This is a genomic window from Sphingopyxis sp. PAMC25046 (genome assembly GCF_004795895.1).
Lineage (GTDB): Bacteria > Pseudomonadota > Alphaproteobacteria > Sphingomonadales > Sphingomonadaceae > Sphingopyxis.
The window spans coordinates 3,505,189-3,519,324 of sequence record NZ_CP039250.1 but is presented as its reverse complement, the minus strand read 5'-3'; the positions used below and the strand labels follow the sequence as shown (position 1 = coordinate 3,519,324).

Sequence of the window (14,136 nt, the reverse complement as noted above, 5' to 3'; positions counted from 1 at the left end):
GAGCGCGCCTAGGGAAACACGGGGTCACGATATGAACTTTGAGCTGTCCGATGAACAACGCATGGCGGTGGAAACCGTCCGCCGCTTTCTCGACAACAAGCTTGAGCCGGAAATCCGCCGGCATGGGGAGCGATTCATCCCCAAACCGCTCATGAAGGAATGGACTCAAGCACTGACCGGCTATGGCCATATTACCGCACCGCATCAGGAGCAATGGGGCGGGCTTGATATGGGATGGCTCACTCATCTGCTCATTTTCGAGGAGATCGCCTATTCCTCGCTCGATGTGGCCATACCCGGCTTCATCAACGCGGTTGGCGCAGAACTCATCCGCCGCTTCGCCCCGGAGACGATCAAGCAACGCTATCTTGCCGACCTCGTCGCGGCCGAGAAGTTCGTTTCGCTCGGCATCTCGGAGCCCGATGTCGGCTCGGACGTCGCCGCCATCAAGACACGCGCCGTACGAGACGGCGATTTCTGGGTCATCAATGGCGAAAAGACCTGGATCACCAACGGAGCCTACTCGGACATCTTCATCTGTACGTGCAAGACTGGCGAAAATGAAGTCACTCACATCCTGGTCGATCGTGACGAGAGTGAGTATGAGGTGCGCGATATCCAGAAGATGGCGCTCAACGGCCAATCGACTGCACAGATATTCCTGTCCGATTGCCGCGTACCGGTGGCAAACACGATCGGCCGGGTCGGCGATGGATTGCGCAATACGTTGCAAGTGTTCGAGATTGCCCGCTGCCATATGGCGATGTGGAGTATCGGCATCGCACGGCGAGCAATGGATGAGGCGATCGCGTACGCTCGCGATCGCGCGCAGCATGGCAAGAAGATCGCCGGCCATCAGCTGATCGCCGACAAGATCGCCATCATGGCGACCAAGATCGACGCAGCCCGTCTGTTGACGCACCGGGCAATATCCCTCGTCCAGGCGGGCACGCGCGCAGAGACGGAATGCTCGATGGCCAAGTGGTACGCCACCGAAATGGCGATCGAAGCGACGCGCGATGCGCTTCAGATCCATGGCGGCAACGGCGTCACCCGCGAATTCATCGTTGAGCGGCTGGTGCGTGAGGCGATCATTTGCCCCATCCCCGATGGCACGACGGAGATTCAAAAGCTTGTTGTTTCGCGCGCCCTGACCGGCATTCAAGCCTTTCGGTAAGGCTCAGACGAAAACGACAGCGTCGACGGAAATGGAGCCGCGTGCCTGACTCGCACAGGATCAAATGCGCAGATGCGTCGCTCAGGTAAAAGAGGCAGACAAGCGATGGACGAAGAGCTTCGTTTCGATGGCAGGGTAGTGGTTGTGACCGGAGCCGGAGGCGGACTTGGGCGCCAGTACGCGCTGATGTTTGGCGGGCGCGGAGCCAAGGTGGTGGTGAATGATCTGGGTGGCGACGAGAAAGGGAGCGGCAGCTGCTCCACAGCCGCTGACAATGTGGTCGACGAAATTCGAGCCACGGGCGGTCAGGCGGTGGCAAATTATGCGTCGGTCGAGGAGGGCGCGCTGATCATCCAAGCCGCGGTTGACAACTTCGGAACCGTTGACGTCGTCATCAACAATGCCGGCATCCTGCGCGATGTGAGCTTCCACAAAATGACCGACGAAGACTGGACACTGCTTCAGCGGGTCCATCTGAATGGGACGCGGGCAGTGACGCAGGCAGCATGGCCGATACTGCGCGACAAGGGCTATGGCCGCATCGTCATGACCACGTCTGCAGCCGCAATCTACGGCAACTTCGGTCAGGCCAACTATGCCGCAGCCAAGCTCGGAATATTGGGGCTTGCGAACGCGCTGGCGGAGGAGGGGCGGTCCAGAAACATCCAGGTTAATACGATCGCCCCAATCGCCGCATCGCGTATGACCGCGACTGCCTTTCCACAAGAGTTTCTCGCCAATCTCAGAGCGGAAGCGATCAGTCCATTGGTCGGTTGGCTTGCGCACGAGAATTGCAGCGAAACCAAAGGGCTTTTTGAAGTTGGAGCCGGCTATATCGCCAAGCTTAGGTGGGAGCGCGCGCTTGGGCACGCCTTCGGAGCGGACAGGGCGTTCACGCTCGATGATGTCGCCCGGCACTGGGGTAGAATTGTCGACTTCACGGATGCCGAGCACCCGCTCGGGCTGAATGACAGCCTTGAGGCGGTAGAACGGGCGCTGAGAGCGTAATCAACCCGATGAATTACCATGATATTTTTGAGCGGCCGTCGGGCTGCCGATGGCGTCGTGCTGCCGCCAGATATCGATGAGCAGCAGGAATAGTTCTGCAGCGAATTGAATTGGACGACGGCCCTCAAATGCCGCCAAACGGCATGAACTACACAATATCTCCTGGGAAGAGAGGATCAGCCATGAGAGGATGTCTATTGGCTTCTGCCGCGTTGTTGTGCTCGGGAACAGCATTTGCCCAGGAAGCAACGCCCCAGGCGAACGACCAAACCGGGAGCGCCACGGAAGCGCTGGCTGAGGACATTGTCGTTACCGCCACCAAAAAGGGCTATGGCGAAAGCGTGCAGAAAGTACCGATGGCGGTCACGGCTTTTGGTGAAGCGCAGCTGGATGCCAAGTTCGTCCAGAATCTTCAAAGTCTGAGCTACGACGTTCCCAACGTCCAGCTCGAGGATGTGGGTACGGCACCGGGCTATGCCAATTTCACTATCCGGGGCCTCGGCATCAACAGCACGATCCCATCGATCGACCCCACCGTAGGCGTTTTCACTGACGGTATTTACCTCGGCATCAACGCTGGTGTCGTGCTGGACAACTTCGACCTTGAGGGGATCGAAGTTCTGCGTGGACCGCAAGGCTTGCTTTTCGGTCGCAACGTTACCGGCGGTGCCGTGGTTGTGCGGACCACGCGGCCCAGCTTCGATTTTGGAGCCAAAGCCAAGCTATCCATTGAAACGGGACTGAAAAAGACCGTAAGCGGCACGGTTACCGGACCTATCGTCGATGACGTTTTGGCTGCCAAATTGGCCGTCTACTACAGCGACGACAATGGCTGGTTTCGCAACCGCTTCGACAATCGCAGCTTCGGTAAATCACATGACCTTATCATTCGCCCGGCACTTTCGCTCAAGGGTGGCGACCGCTTCCGAATGGATCTCCGCTATGAGCATGGCGATGTCGAAAGCGATGGAGCCCCTGTCCAGAGTCACGCGCTGTTTCCCGCGACAGCTTCAGGTTTTCGATCAATTTCCCAGGTTTCTATGATGCCAAATGGGACCAGGCGATCGTGGAAACCAACATCGATGTCGGTCTGGGCGAAGGCGTCTTCACCAACATCGCTGGCTATCGGAAATTCCGATCCTCCGCGGGCGCTGATATCGATGGAACACCACAGTCCTTCTTTCATGCCTTTTTCGAAATCGACCAGGATCAACTCAGCGACGAACTTCGTTATGCCGGAAGGTTCGGTGACGTCGAATTGACAACCGGTCTATACTATTTTTCCCAGGATCTTCGTTACGCCGAGCTGCGGAATCTTTTGGGCGGTGCTCGGATCGTTTCCGGTGGGGGTACGCAAGACCAGACAACATGGGGCATTTTTGCTTCGACCGACTGGCATTTCACCGATACGCTGACCTTGAATCTCGGCGCGCGGTATAGTTGGGAACGCAAAGCCGTTCGGGTCTCGGCCTTACGCGCAAATGGTTGCAATCTAGACACGCTGATCTGTGCAACCAATTTCGCCGACGCGGCAAAATGGCGAGGGTTTACGCCGAAAATCGGCCTTCAGTGGAAGCCGGATGACGACACGCAGATTTATGGCCTTTACACGCGCGGGTTCCGCAGCGGCGGATATAATTTGCGCAACACCGATCCCGCTGTGCCGCCGGGGCCATTCAATCAAGAGACCCAGGACAGTTTCGAACTCGGCGCCAAGAAGCAATTCGGGCGCCACCGGATCAACCTGGCGGCCTTCTACAATCGCATGAAGGACCTGCAGCGCGAGATCAACCTGCCCGGACCGCTTGGCGTCAGCCAGGTCATACGGAACACCGCCGACGCCACAATCAAAGGCGTCGAGGCCGAGGGGCAGTTTTTTCTTTTGTCCAACCTCGTGATTTCGGGTCAGCTCGGCTACGTGAATGGCCAGTATCGCAACGTCCAGTTCGACCTCAGCGGTGATGGCGTCATCAACGATGTGGATCGTGCGCTCAAATTGCCAAGGCTGTCGCCATGGACCTATGGCGTGGGGCTGACTTATGATCAGCAGCTTGGCGAATTGGGGACAGCAACGGCGCGTGTCAGCTTCACGCATCGCGACAAGGCGGCATTCACCGACAACAACGTCGGCTTCCTTCAGGGCGCCGATATGCTCGATGCGAGCCTCACATTGGCGACCGACAACAAGCACTGGCGCTTCTCCATCTATGGCCGAAACCTCCTGAATGAGGTGACGATTGGCGGCGATACACCTTTGCCGGCGGCCTTCGGGGGCACGGGTGCAAGCCTTTCACCGCTAAACAGGGGGCGCGTCATCGGCGGAGAAGTGGCGATTAGCTTCTAGGCCATTTTCGAGGCGAGTGGAATCACCCGCCAACTCGGAAAATGCCCAAGATCAATTTGCTAGAGCATTTCCTGCCGGAAAGCCGGTTCCCACTTCTGCGCGAAATGCTCTAGCTGATCGCGACGGATGCAGCGGATTTCCGATCGCACCCCGCCCCCTTGCCGTTAATCCGATGATGCGGTGCGCCATGCCTGACGAACAAGGCTGACGAGCGCACGGCCAGCCGGTTTTACCTGCCAGCGGCTACGCACAGCATAACAAAGCGTCAATGGATCGAATAAACCGATTCCCTCCAAGGCCACGAAATTGGCGCGAAACCATGAGTTCTCGGTGAACTGTTTTGCAACCATCCCGATAGCATCGGATGTGGCAACGATCCGTCGAACCAATTGAAAATAGTCTGTCATGTGGATCCAGTCAGCGGGACGCTTACCGCTTTTTTCGTACATCTGCTGAATGATCGATGTGTAGGGTTCGGAAGATGAGGGCACTACGAATTCGAACTGGACCAGCGGCTCCTTGCTGGTCGGGTTTATCCCCAGAATGGGATGATTGTTCCGCACAAAAGGCAGTATTTCGATCGAGGCGACCCGCTCGCACTTGAATTCCGGCCAGCGTGCAAAGGCCGCTTCAAGTCCAAAGGCGACATCGATATCGCCGCGCGACAGGAGTCGCACGCCCCTTTCGCTGTTGCCCGAAACGACTTCGACGCGCACTGCCGGATGGCGCCGCAGCAAAGAAACCAGAGGTTGGGTGAGCAACCAGTCGATTGACCCTGGGAACAGTCCGATTCGAAGCGGGCCCGCATAGGCGTCGGCGCGGCGGGCTGTATCTCCGAGTAGTTCAGCTGCGTCGGCAAGCAAGCGCGCTGCGCGATCAATAAATTCGCGTCCCTCCTCTGTCGGCATCGCGCCCCGTGAGGTCCGATGGAAAAGGGAATAGCCAAGATGCCGTTCGAGTTCAGCGACACTCTTGGTCACCGCCGACTGCGTGACACCAACCGCATCCGCTGCCCTGGAGAAGGAACGAAGCTGACCAACCGCGACGGCATGCTTGAGGCGAGAATCGAGCATGGACATGCCCCCCAGGAATAATTGCTCCAGAGAATGAATTAGGCGAATCAAGGTCATTTTGCCAATCTTACTTTCGACACTGCCGCCCAGCACGACTGCAACCCGTCTCGAAATCTGGAGCGGCGAAACGGCCTGGATCAAAGCGCCAAGGTCTCAGACGCAGGTATGCCTGAATGACGAAAACTGGTCCGCTTGCAGGCCTCAAAATACTCGAAATTGCGGGCATCGGCCCGGCGCCGTTTTGCGGAATGCTGTTGGCCGACCTTGGCGCCGATGTCGTCGTCATTGAACGCGTAAGCCCTAACTCCGAAAATATCGATCTTGGCAGCGGCGCCATTGTGAACCGCGGGAAACGTGTAATTGCCTTGGATCTGAAGTCCCCCGAAGGCGTCGCGCATGTCCTGGATCTCGTCCAAAGGGGCGATGTACTGATCGAAGGCATGCGGCCTGGGGTGATGGAGAGGCTCGGCCTTGGTCCCGAGGTTTGCCTAGCGCGTAACCCCCGCCTTGTATTCGGTCGCATGACGGGTTGGGGGCAGCAGGGACCTCTCGCCCAAGCGGCCGGCCATGACATCAACTATATCGCGCTGTCAGGAGCCCTTTGGTATGCTGGGCATCCCGGTGAACCGCCAATGGCGCCGCCAAGCCTGGTAGGCGATATTGGGGGTGGAGCGCTCTATTTGGCCATCGGCGTCCTCGCAGCGGCAATGCACGCGCGGGATACCGGGAATGGGCAAGTGGTTGACGCCGCGATCGTCGATGGGAGCGCTCACATGATGAACTTGCTCCTGAGCCTGAAGGCCGCCGGCCAGGTTGCCAGCATACGCGGCTGCAGCATCCTTGACGGCCCTCACTGGTACTCGACCTATCGGTGCGCCGACGGGAATTTCATCTCAGTCGGATCACTCGAGCCCAAGTTCTATGCGCTGCTTTGCAAAAAGCTGGGGTTGGCCGGCGATAGCAGTTTTGACGACGGCTATGATCGTGATGCCTGGCCCGAGCTCAAGCAGCGTTTTAGCGAGATATTCGCCATGCGGACACGGGAAGAATGGCGCACACTGCTGGAAGGCAGCGATGCCTGCTTTGCCCCCGTGCTTGATCCGGACGAAGCGGCGCGCCATCCTCATATGGCAGCGCGAGGCGTCTATCGGGAGATCGACAATATCCTCCAGGCAATGCCGGCGCCACGTTTTTCGGGCTCGTCACTACCGATCCCCGGACCGATCCCGCTGCATCATGAAGATCCGAGTACAATTCGGCGGGGCTGGAGCAAACCGGACCGCTGCGGGATTACCGCCAGAACCGACTGTTGCGAGTAGTCGGTTGGCATGGTGGGCGGCCAGCGGCCCGACACGAACGGTGATTTCATAACTATGAACCAATGCGACGCTCCGCTTCGCTGCGCTGCATTCAAATCAAAGGAGACAACGACACACAGGCACGTCAAACTATCCGATGATTCCTGTACGCCACGCCGGAACGGCGATTGCGGACGTGTCCACGGGACGTTGTTCGCATCGTGATTCGCTCGGCGCTTGAAATCAATGCTCGCCCCGGATGTGACGACGCCGATGGGATTTCCACTGCGGCGTCCACGGCCAATGTCCTGGCGTGAGGGCTTCGGTCATCGACCGATTCGACCGTCCGAATGCGGTCTTTTGGCGCGCCTGAGAATCCGCATCAGAGTTGAGTGCGCGTTGTTCGGGAATCTCATTTAAATATTTGTAAAAACGTAATAATATAGATAATAACTCCAACCTGTATCCAGTGTGGAGTAATGGTCGCAGGGCGTGAACTTACGCCCTTATGGATGCGTCGAAGTCCTTCAGTTTGAATCTCAGGAAATTGCGGCTTGCGATGCGCATCACGCAAGAAGCGCTCGCCCATGATGCGGGCACGAGCAGCTCTTATCTGAGTGCGATCGAAAATGGCCGGTCGAGCCCGACGCTGAAAGCAATGGAGCGGCTCGCGAAGGCACTCGGCGTTAATGCCGTCTATCTCTTGTCCGGCCGGATATCGATCTCGATCGTTTCGGACGACGAACTGGAAATCGGCGCGATACTGGCGCGCCCGGCGGTGACGCTCCGGCGCCATCCGCACAAGCCGACGGGGCGGCCGAGCAAGACCAAGTAAATCATCGGGGGCTGCACGCGCGTGGGCTGGAACCACGCGCCCGATAGACGCGCCCGCAACGCGCGCGTCGAAAGGAGTGCCCCTCGGTGCCGTTTCGCGACCTCGATGCCTATATTAAGCAGGCCAGGCGCGCGAACAGTGATCGCGAGCTGTTCAGTTGCAGCGAGGCCGCCGCACGCCAGCTCGGCCTCCCATGGCTCGCGATCGTCCAGAGCATGGCCTTCTTTCAGCCCGGTGGGCGATATTTCCGCATGGACAATTTCCAGAGCTGGGGCGACGTTTTCGTCGCCGAAGGCTATTACCGCGACGATCCCGCCTTGCTCGCGGCGCGCTCGACAAGCCGGGCGTTCTGCTGGCACGAAATGGAGCGACTGCTGGGCGGCTTCACGCGGCGACAGGCGCGCATCGTGCGCGAAGCCGCGCGTCATGGCCTGCGCAACGGCCTCACCGTTCCGATTGGCGTCGCCGGCGAGCCGCCCGGATGCTGTACGTTCGCAACGCGCGACGGGCAATTGCCGCCATCGCATATCTGCCGGATCGCGACGCTGATGGCGAGCGAGGCGTTTACCGAGGCGCGGCGCTTGCACGGCTTTCCGGCGCGCCCGCTGAAATTACCCCATCTCAGCCCAAAGCGGCTCGAATGCTTTCGCTTGGCGGCGATGGGCAAGAGCGACGTCGAGATCGGGATCATGATGAACATCGCCCCGACGACAGTGCGCACCTACATGCGTGACCTGCGCGAACATTTCGGAATCTATTCCCGCGCGCAGCTCCCGGCGATCGCGCTCGCCTGCGGAATCGTCTGCATCGAGGAGATCGTCCCGCGGTTCTGAGCGGGATCGCCGCATCCTCAATATTGACGACTGTTTGAGCCCTTCATCTCTGCTCCCTTCGCGACTGTTCAATTTGAACGGGAGCTACTGCCATGATCCATATTGTCAAAGGGTGCTCGCTTACCGATGCGCGCGCCGCCTCGATGTTCGAGGACCGCAAGACCCTGTTCGTCGATCTGCTGGGCTGGGATGTTCCGGTCGTCGGCGGCCGCTATGAAATCGACAGCTATGACGGCGACAAGGCGGTCTATCTGATCGCCACCGACGATGGCTGCATTCACCAGGGGTCGATGCGGCTGCTATCGACAGAGGGCGCACATCTTCTCGCCGATCGTTTCGCGTCGCTCTGCGAGTGCGATGCGCCCCGGGGGGAGCAGGTTCGCGAGATTACGCGACTTTGCCTGCCGCAACGATTGGGCGCCCCCGGACGCCTGCGTGTCCGCAACCGGCTCATCTCGGCGATGGTCGATCATGCGCTCGGCAGCGGAATCACCATGCTAACCGGCGTCGTGACCGCTGCTTTTCGCGAGGAGGTTTTGGCGATGGGCTGGCGCGCAGCGCCGCTCGGCCCCGCGCGCCGCATCGATGGCGCGTTCCTTGGAGCGTTCCGCATCGAGATCTGCGCCGGTACGCCTGCGCTGCTGGCGTCGAACGGCATCTATGTACCGGGTGCGATCACTCCCGATGCGGCGGCAAGAGCCGCGTGAAGGGAATGGCGATGCACGACCCCGCCCGCCTCGCCGCGATGCTGCTCGCCGACGGTTATGTCATTGTCGATAACGCCGTGCCGACCGAGCTAATCACCGCGCTCGAAGCCGAACTCGCACCGCGCTTCGTCGCCACGCCCTTTTGCGAAGGCGGATTCTACGGAGCCCGCACCAAGCGCTTTGGCGCGTTGTTGCGGCGTTCACGGCATATCGCCGGCCTTGTGCTGCACCCGATCATCCGCGGTATCGCCGAAACGGTGCTCGGGGAATGGTGCGATCGTATCGTTCTCAACCTCACCCAGGCGATCGAAATCCATCCCGGCGCGCTCGCGCAGGTGCCGCACCGCGACCAGGATCTCTGGGGCGGCGTCAAGACCGGGATGCACTATCAGATCAACGTCATCTGGCCGATCGATCCGTTCACGCTGGAGAGTGGCGCGACGCTGGTCTGGCCGGGCAGCCATCACGATGCGGCATCGCAACCGGGCGATGCACGTCCGGTCGCCGCCGAAATGCCACCCGGCTCCGCGCTGCTGTTCCTCGGATCGATCCTGCATGGTGCCGGCGCTAACCAGTCCGATCATGTGCGCCGCGCGGTCATCACCTCCTATTGCCTCGGATGGCTGCGGACGTTCGAGAATCAGTATCTCGTCTATCCGCCCGCCATCGCTCGAGCGTTCGATCCCGATCTGGCCGCGCTCATCGGCTATGCCCAGCATCGCCCCAATCTCGGCAATGTCGAAGGCCAGTGCCCGTCCGTGCTGCTTCACCGGGACGATATCGACGGCCTCCCTGCGATCGACGCGCTGCTCCCCGGCCAGGCCGACATGCTGGATGCCTATGTCGCCGAACAGGAAGCCGCGCGTGCGGGCCTGATCGGCGGGTAACGCGGGTTCGTCGGACCGGGCGCTGCACTCATGACACACGATCCAAACCCCGAAGCAGGCGGCGGCGCGCGAACACGGATCGAGGCGGATTCATCCGCTGTGGACGGTGGAGCCACGGCGTCGTCGGCCGCGGAGCGCGCTCGGCGGGCACGCGAGCATTGCCCGTTTCTGACAACCAAGCAGGCCGCGTTCCATCTCGGTCTCGCGGGGGACACGCTCAAGAAGATGCGCCGGGAGCGGCGCGGCCCGCCGTGCCGAAAGCATGGCACCGTCTGGCGCTACCATATCGACGATATCGAGGCCTGGTCGCGCGCGAACATGCGGGAGGGAGGCAATGGCTAGGCTGCTACCCTCCCGTCTGCCGGCTAAACCCACCGCGCTGATCGGTCTCGGCGCGGCCGCGCTGGCGACCACGATCGCGCTGCCGCCAACGCCGTGGCTGGTCTGGAACGCATCGGCCAGCGCGCCGATCGGTCTCTATGCCGTCAGCGGACGGCAGGACATCGCATCGGGCGACATGGTGCTGGTCCGGGTGCCCGACCGCTGGCGCCGGCTCGCCGCCGAGCGGCGCTACATTCCGATCAATATCCCGCTGGTCAAGCGCGTCGCGGCCGCGCCCGGCGATCGCGTCTGTGCGCGCGGGCGGGAGATCTATGTCAACGGCCACCCGGTGGCCGAACGCCGCGAAGCCGATGGCCGCGACCGTCCGATGCCGTGGTGGAATGGCTGCGTGATGTTGCGTTCGGGCGCATTGTTCCTGCTGATGGACAGCCCGGATTCGTTCGATGGGCGTTATTTCGGACCGACATCGCGCGGCGACGTCATCGGCGAGGTGCGACTGCTGTGGCTGGGCTGAGGGTCGCCATCACCGCCCTGGCGCTGCTGGCGGCGGCACCGGCTGACGCGCAGTCGGTCGTTCACTGGCGGCCCTATATCGAGGCAGCCTCGGCGCGTTTCGGCGTGCCGGTAGAATGGATCGAGCGCGTCATGCGCGCCGAGAGCGGCGGGCGCACGGTGCTGGACGGGCGCCCGATTACCAGCCACGCCGGCGCGATGGGACTGATGCAGCTCATGCCCGGCACCTGGTCCGAAATGCGCGCGCGGCTCGGGCTCGGACGTGATCCCCATAGCCCGCGCGACAACATATTGGCGGGGACGCTCTATCTTCGTCTGATGTATGACCGCTTCGGTTATCCCGGACTGTTCGCAGCCTATAACGCGGGACCGGCACGCTATGCCGAGCACGTGCGGACCGGCCGCGCGCTGCCCGGTGAGACCCGCGCCTATCTCGCGAGCGTCGCCGGAGTGCCCGTCAATTCCCGGTCGGCTGTCACGGCCGCCAGTGCAACGCCGCGTACCGTCAATGCCATCTTCTTCGCGATCGGCGACCGGCCCCCTGCCGGCCGGAGCGAAGCCGGTGCGGCCACGCTGTTCGTCGCGCTGCGATCGACGTCGCCCGAGAAGAACGCGCCAGACCGCCCATAGTGCGAGCCGATCGGGGCTTCATGCCGAATCGTGTTTCTGCTATGTTCCGAGCCTATGGAGTTGGTCGTGATGTTGCTCGGTCTGATCCTGTCCGCCACCGGCATCGTCCTCTTCGCCTGGGCGATGTTCCGGCTCGCCGTCTTCGCACTCCCGGTCGGGCTCGGTGCGGCCGCATTTCTGTGGGCGGGGGGTGGCGAACTGGGGCCGTTGCTCGGTCTGCTTCTCGGCCTCGTCGTCGGCGTCGCGGTCTTGCTGATCGGACGCATGCTCATCGCGTCGCGGTTGCCCGTTCCGCTTCGCGGAGCGATCGCGCTTCTCTTCGCCGTGCCCGCCGGGATCGCCGGCGGCAGTGTCGTCTCCAGCCTGATGCAGCTCGGCGGTGCGGGGCCGACCGCGACCGGCATCGCCGCGGCGGTCGGCGCGATCATCATCGCCGGTGCCGCCATGATGAGCCTGTTGCCCGCGATGACCGCTTGCACCGGTTCGAACGGATCCCCGCTGCACGGTTGATCTGTTGGGGCCAGTGGGCCGAGTGCTCGCTCCTCGTGTCACCGCGCGCATGGCGACCACGACGAGAGTGCTTCAAGACGGCAGGGTCTGACCTGACGCATCCGGGTTTTCAGGCGCCTCGCGCCTGCGGCGCGACCGCCGCTCTATTCCGCTAGGCTCACATCCGTTCGCCAAGCTCCACCGGGCCACGCTTCGCGCGTCCCGGCCAAAGGTGACGATCGGACTGGCGGGATGCCGGAGCCTTGCTCCGGCCTGTCGTCGCCGCGCCTGACCGGCGCGGCGGCATTTTTCGTTGGGCCTTCCCCTCGTCGCGCGGGTGGGCGGCGCTCCCTTCTGGGCCCGGCCCGGCGTCCCGCAAGCCGGCCTTCGACTGCGCTCGGGTCCGGCTCCTCCATTGCATTTCGGCCCTGCGGGTGCGGACCGCCTCCTGGCCGCGCCCGGCAGGTCGCAATTCGCCGCCCACCCCCGCTCCGGGGGAGGCCCTGGGGTTTTTGGGGCGGCATTGGAGGATAGCCATGCACCAGACCGGCAGCCAACGCGCGCGCGCAGAGGGCAGCAAACGCCAGCCCCCGGCGGAGCGCGCCAATCTTTACGACGAGGTGACGGGCCGCATTGTTTCCGAACTTGAGGCGGGCCGCTTCCCTTGGGTCCAGCCTTGGGGCCGCCCCAATGGTCAAGGCTTCTCCGCCGCCCCCGGCCTCCCGCGCAACGGGCTCACCAGCCGCAATTACAGCGGCGTCAATGTCCTGATCCTGTGGGGAGCAGTGATCGAGAACGGCTATCCGTCGCAATCGTGGCTGACCTTCCGCCAAGCCTTGGAGGCGGGCGGCAATGTCAGGAAAGGCGAGCGCGGGACAAGGGTTGTCTATGCCGACCGCTTCACCCCCGAAGCCGAGAAGGAACGCGCGCGCCAGACCGGCGGCGAAGCCCGCGCGGTGCCGTTCCTCAAACGCTTCACCGTGTTCAACGTCGCACAGTGCGAAGGCTTGCGCCCCGGCCTTGCCACCGACCCCGCACCGCTTCCCGAACGCCAAGTCGTGCCGATCGCCGAAGCGGTCATTGCGGCATCGGGCGTCGATTTCCGCATCGGTGGGGACAAGGCCTACTATGTCCCGAGCGCCGACTATGTGCAGGTGCCCCCGCAACCGGCCTTCCACGAACAGATCAATTTCTACCGGACGGCGCTGCACGAACTCTGTCATGCCAGCGGCCACCCGTCGCGCCTCAATCGCAATCTGCGCAATGCGTTCGGCAGCAAGGACTATGCGCGCGAAGAATTGATCGCCGAGATGGGATCGGCCTTCCTTTGCGCCGCGCTCGGCATCGTGCCGACCGTTCGTCACGCCGATTATCTGGCATCATGGCTCGACGTGCTGCGCGAGGACAATCGCGCGATCTTTCGCGCGGCCAGTCAGGCGAGCAAGGCCGCCGATTGGCTGCTTGCCCGCTACGCCGAGACGCAGGACGAAGGGAGGGAAGCGGCATGATTACGCTCCCCCATGCGATCCTTTCGGCGCTGCGCGCGAATGCGCGCGCCAGCCGCCTCCACGAGCAGCGCGACGAACGGTTCGACCCGTTCCCGGTGGTCAAATTCTTCAATCCGGTCGGCGCGGCGACGTGGATCGCCACCGAGCTTTACGACGATGGAGACACGCTGTTCGGCCTCGCCGACTTGGGGTTCGGATGCCCGGAAATGGGCGTGTTCTCGCTTACCGAGATTGCGGGCGTCCGCTTGCCCTTCGGCCTGTTCATCGAGCGCGACGAGCATTTCGAGCCGCTGGCCCCGCTTTCGCTATGGTCCGATACCGCGCGGCGCATGGGTGCAATCGTTCTGGCCGAAGCCGAACTTCGCCGCATCACCGATAGCCGGAACGGCAACGAGCTTCCGCCGCCTCTTGATGATCGAGGGGCCGGATGACGCGCGGCGCGTTTCGCCGCATTGAGTGCCGGTCCCGCCCATCCAGCAAGACAAACGGGAC

16 protein-coding genes are annotated in these 14,136 nt (G+C 62.1%); 15 read left to right on the top strand and 1 reads right to left on the bottom strand.

Going from position 1 to position 14,136, the window contains the following annotated elements; all coding sequences use genetic code 11:
- The first annotated feature begins 31 nt into the window (after positions 1 to 31).
- The 4 genes from E5675_RS16605 to E5675_RS21805 all read left to right on the top strand — a co-directional run bounded on the left by E5675_RS16605 (position 32) and on the right by E5675_RS21805 (position 4,529).
- Positions 32 to 1,177 (top strand): acyl-CoA dehydrogenase family protein, encoded by a 1,146-nt coding sequence (locus E5675_RS16605; protein ID WP_017499968.1) that lies wholly within the window; start codon positions 32 to 34, stop codon positions 1,175 to 1,177.
- A 105-nt stretch (positions 1,178 to 1,282) separates the two neighbouring features.
- Positions 1,283 to 2,185: an SDR family oxidoreductase gene (locus E5675_RS16600; protein WP_011415065.1), complete on the top strand. Its 903-nt coding sequence runs from the start codon at positions 1,283 to 1,285 to the stop codon at positions 2,183 to 2,185.
- A gap of 197 nt (positions 2,186 to 2,382) precedes the next feature.
- Positions 2,383 to 3,447, top strand: coding sequence for a TonB-dependent receptor plug domain-containing protein (locus E5675_RS21810; RefSeq protein ID WP_231679520.1), 1,065 nt, complete (start codon positions 2,383 to 2,385; stop codon positions 3,445 to 3,447).
- On the top strand, positions 3,342 to 4,529 hold the full coding sequence (locus E5675_RS21805) for a TonB-dependent receptor (protein ID WP_231679523.1): 1,188 nt from the start codon (positions 3,342 to 3,344) through the stop codon (positions 4,527 to 4,529). The genes E5675_RS21810 and E5675_RS21805 overlap by 106 nt, the downstream gene beginning before the upstream one ends.
- A gap of 164 nt (positions 4,530 to 4,693) precedes the next feature.
- Here E5675_RS21805 and E5675_RS16590 read toward each other — a convergent pair whose 3' ends face one another.
- Entirely contained in the window at positions 4,694 to 5,659 is a 966-nt protein-coding gene (locus E5675_RS16590) for a LysR family transcriptional regulator (RefSeq protein WP_247594657.1), read from the bottom strand.
- A gap of 116 nt (positions 5,660 to 5,775) precedes the next feature.
- Here E5675_RS16590 and E5675_RS16585 point away from each other — a divergent pair, with 116 nt between their 5' ends.
- The 11 genes from E5675_RS16585 (at position 5,776) to E5675_RS16535 (ending at position 14,075) form a co-directional block, all read left to right on the top strand.
- The gene (locus E5675_RS16585; protein ID WP_026108913.1) at positions 5,776 to 6,921 is read left to right on the top strand and encodes a CaiB/BaiF CoA-transferase family protein; all 1,146 of its coding nucleotides are present in this window, start codon (positions 5,776 to 5,778) and stop codon (positions 6,919 to 6,921) included.
- Positions 6,922 to 7,459: 538 nt separating this feature from the next.
- Complete coding sequence (locus E5675_RS16580) at positions 7,460 to 7,735, top strand: helix-turn-helix transcriptional regulator (RefSeq protein ID WP_230960638.1); 276 nt, start codon at positions 7,460 to 7,462, stop codon at positions 7,733 to 7,735.
- A gap of 86 nt (positions 7,736 to 7,821) precedes the next feature.
- On the top strand, positions 7,822 to 8,568 hold the full coding sequence (locus tag E5675_RS16575) for a LuxR family transcriptional regulator (RefSeq protein WP_017499962.1): 747 nt from the start codon (positions 7,822 to 7,824) through the stop codon (positions 8,566 to 8,568).
- A gap of 92 nt (positions 8,569 to 8,660) precedes the next feature.
- Positions 8,661 to 9,275 (top strand): acyl-homoserine-lactone synthase, encoded by a 615-nt coding sequence (locus E5675_RS16570; RefSeq protein WP_017499961.1) that lies wholly within the window; start codon positions 8,661 to 8,663, stop codon positions 9,273 to 9,275.
- A gap of 11 nt (positions 9,276 to 9,286) precedes the next feature.
- On the top strand, positions 9,287 to 10,162 hold the full coding sequence (locus tag E5675_RS16565) for a phytanoyl-CoA dioxygenase family protein (RefSeq protein WP_038292484.1): 876 nt from the start codon (positions 9,287 to 9,289) through the stop codon (positions 10,160 to 10,162).
- A 30-nt stretch (positions 10,163 to 10,192) separates the two neighbouring features.
- The gene (locus E5675_RS16560) at positions 10,193 to 10,504 is read left to right on the top strand and encodes a helix-turn-helix domain-containing protein (RefSeq protein ID WP_081095412.1); all 312 of its coding nucleotides are present in this window, start codon (positions 10,193 to 10,195) and stop codon (positions 10,502 to 10,504) included.
- Positions 10,497 to 11,018 (top strand): S26 family signal peptidase, encoded by a 522-nt coding sequence (locus E5675_RS16555; RefSeq protein ID WP_017499958.1) that lies wholly within the window; start codon positions 10,497 to 10,499, stop codon positions 11,016 to 11,018. Before E5675_RS16560 ends, E5675_RS16555 begins: the two co-directional genes overlap by 8 nt.
- Positions 11,006 to 11,647 carry a lytic transglycosylase domain-containing protein gene (locus E5675_RS16550; protein WP_017499957.1) on the top strand — a complete coding sequence of 214 codons (642 nt, stop codon included), beginning with the start codon at positions 11,006 to 11,008 and terminating at the stop codon, positions 11,645 to 11,647. Before E5675_RS16555 ends, E5675_RS16550 begins: the two co-directional genes overlap by 13 nt.
- A 66-nt stretch (positions 11,648 to 11,713) precedes the next feature.
- Entirely contained in the window at positions 11,714 to 12,157 is a 444-nt protein-coding gene (locus tag E5675_RS16545) for a hypothetical protein (RefSeq protein ID WP_136175471.1), read from the top strand.
- 515 nt (positions 12,158 to 12,672) lie between these two features.
- Entirely contained in the window at positions 12,673 to 13,644 is a 972-nt protein-coding gene (locus E5675_RS16540; RefSeq protein WP_017499955.1) for a zincin-like metallopeptidase domain-containing protein, read from the top strand.
- Positions 13,641 to 14,075, top strand: coding sequence for a DUF2958 domain-containing protein (locus tag E5675_RS16535; RefSeq protein ID WP_017499954.1), 435 nt, complete (start codon positions 13,641 to 13,643; stop codon positions 14,073 to 14,075). The genes E5675_RS16540 and E5675_RS16535 overlap by 4 nt, the downstream gene beginning before the upstream one ends.
- The last annotated feature ends 61 nt before the right edge of the window (positions 14,076 to 14,136 follow it).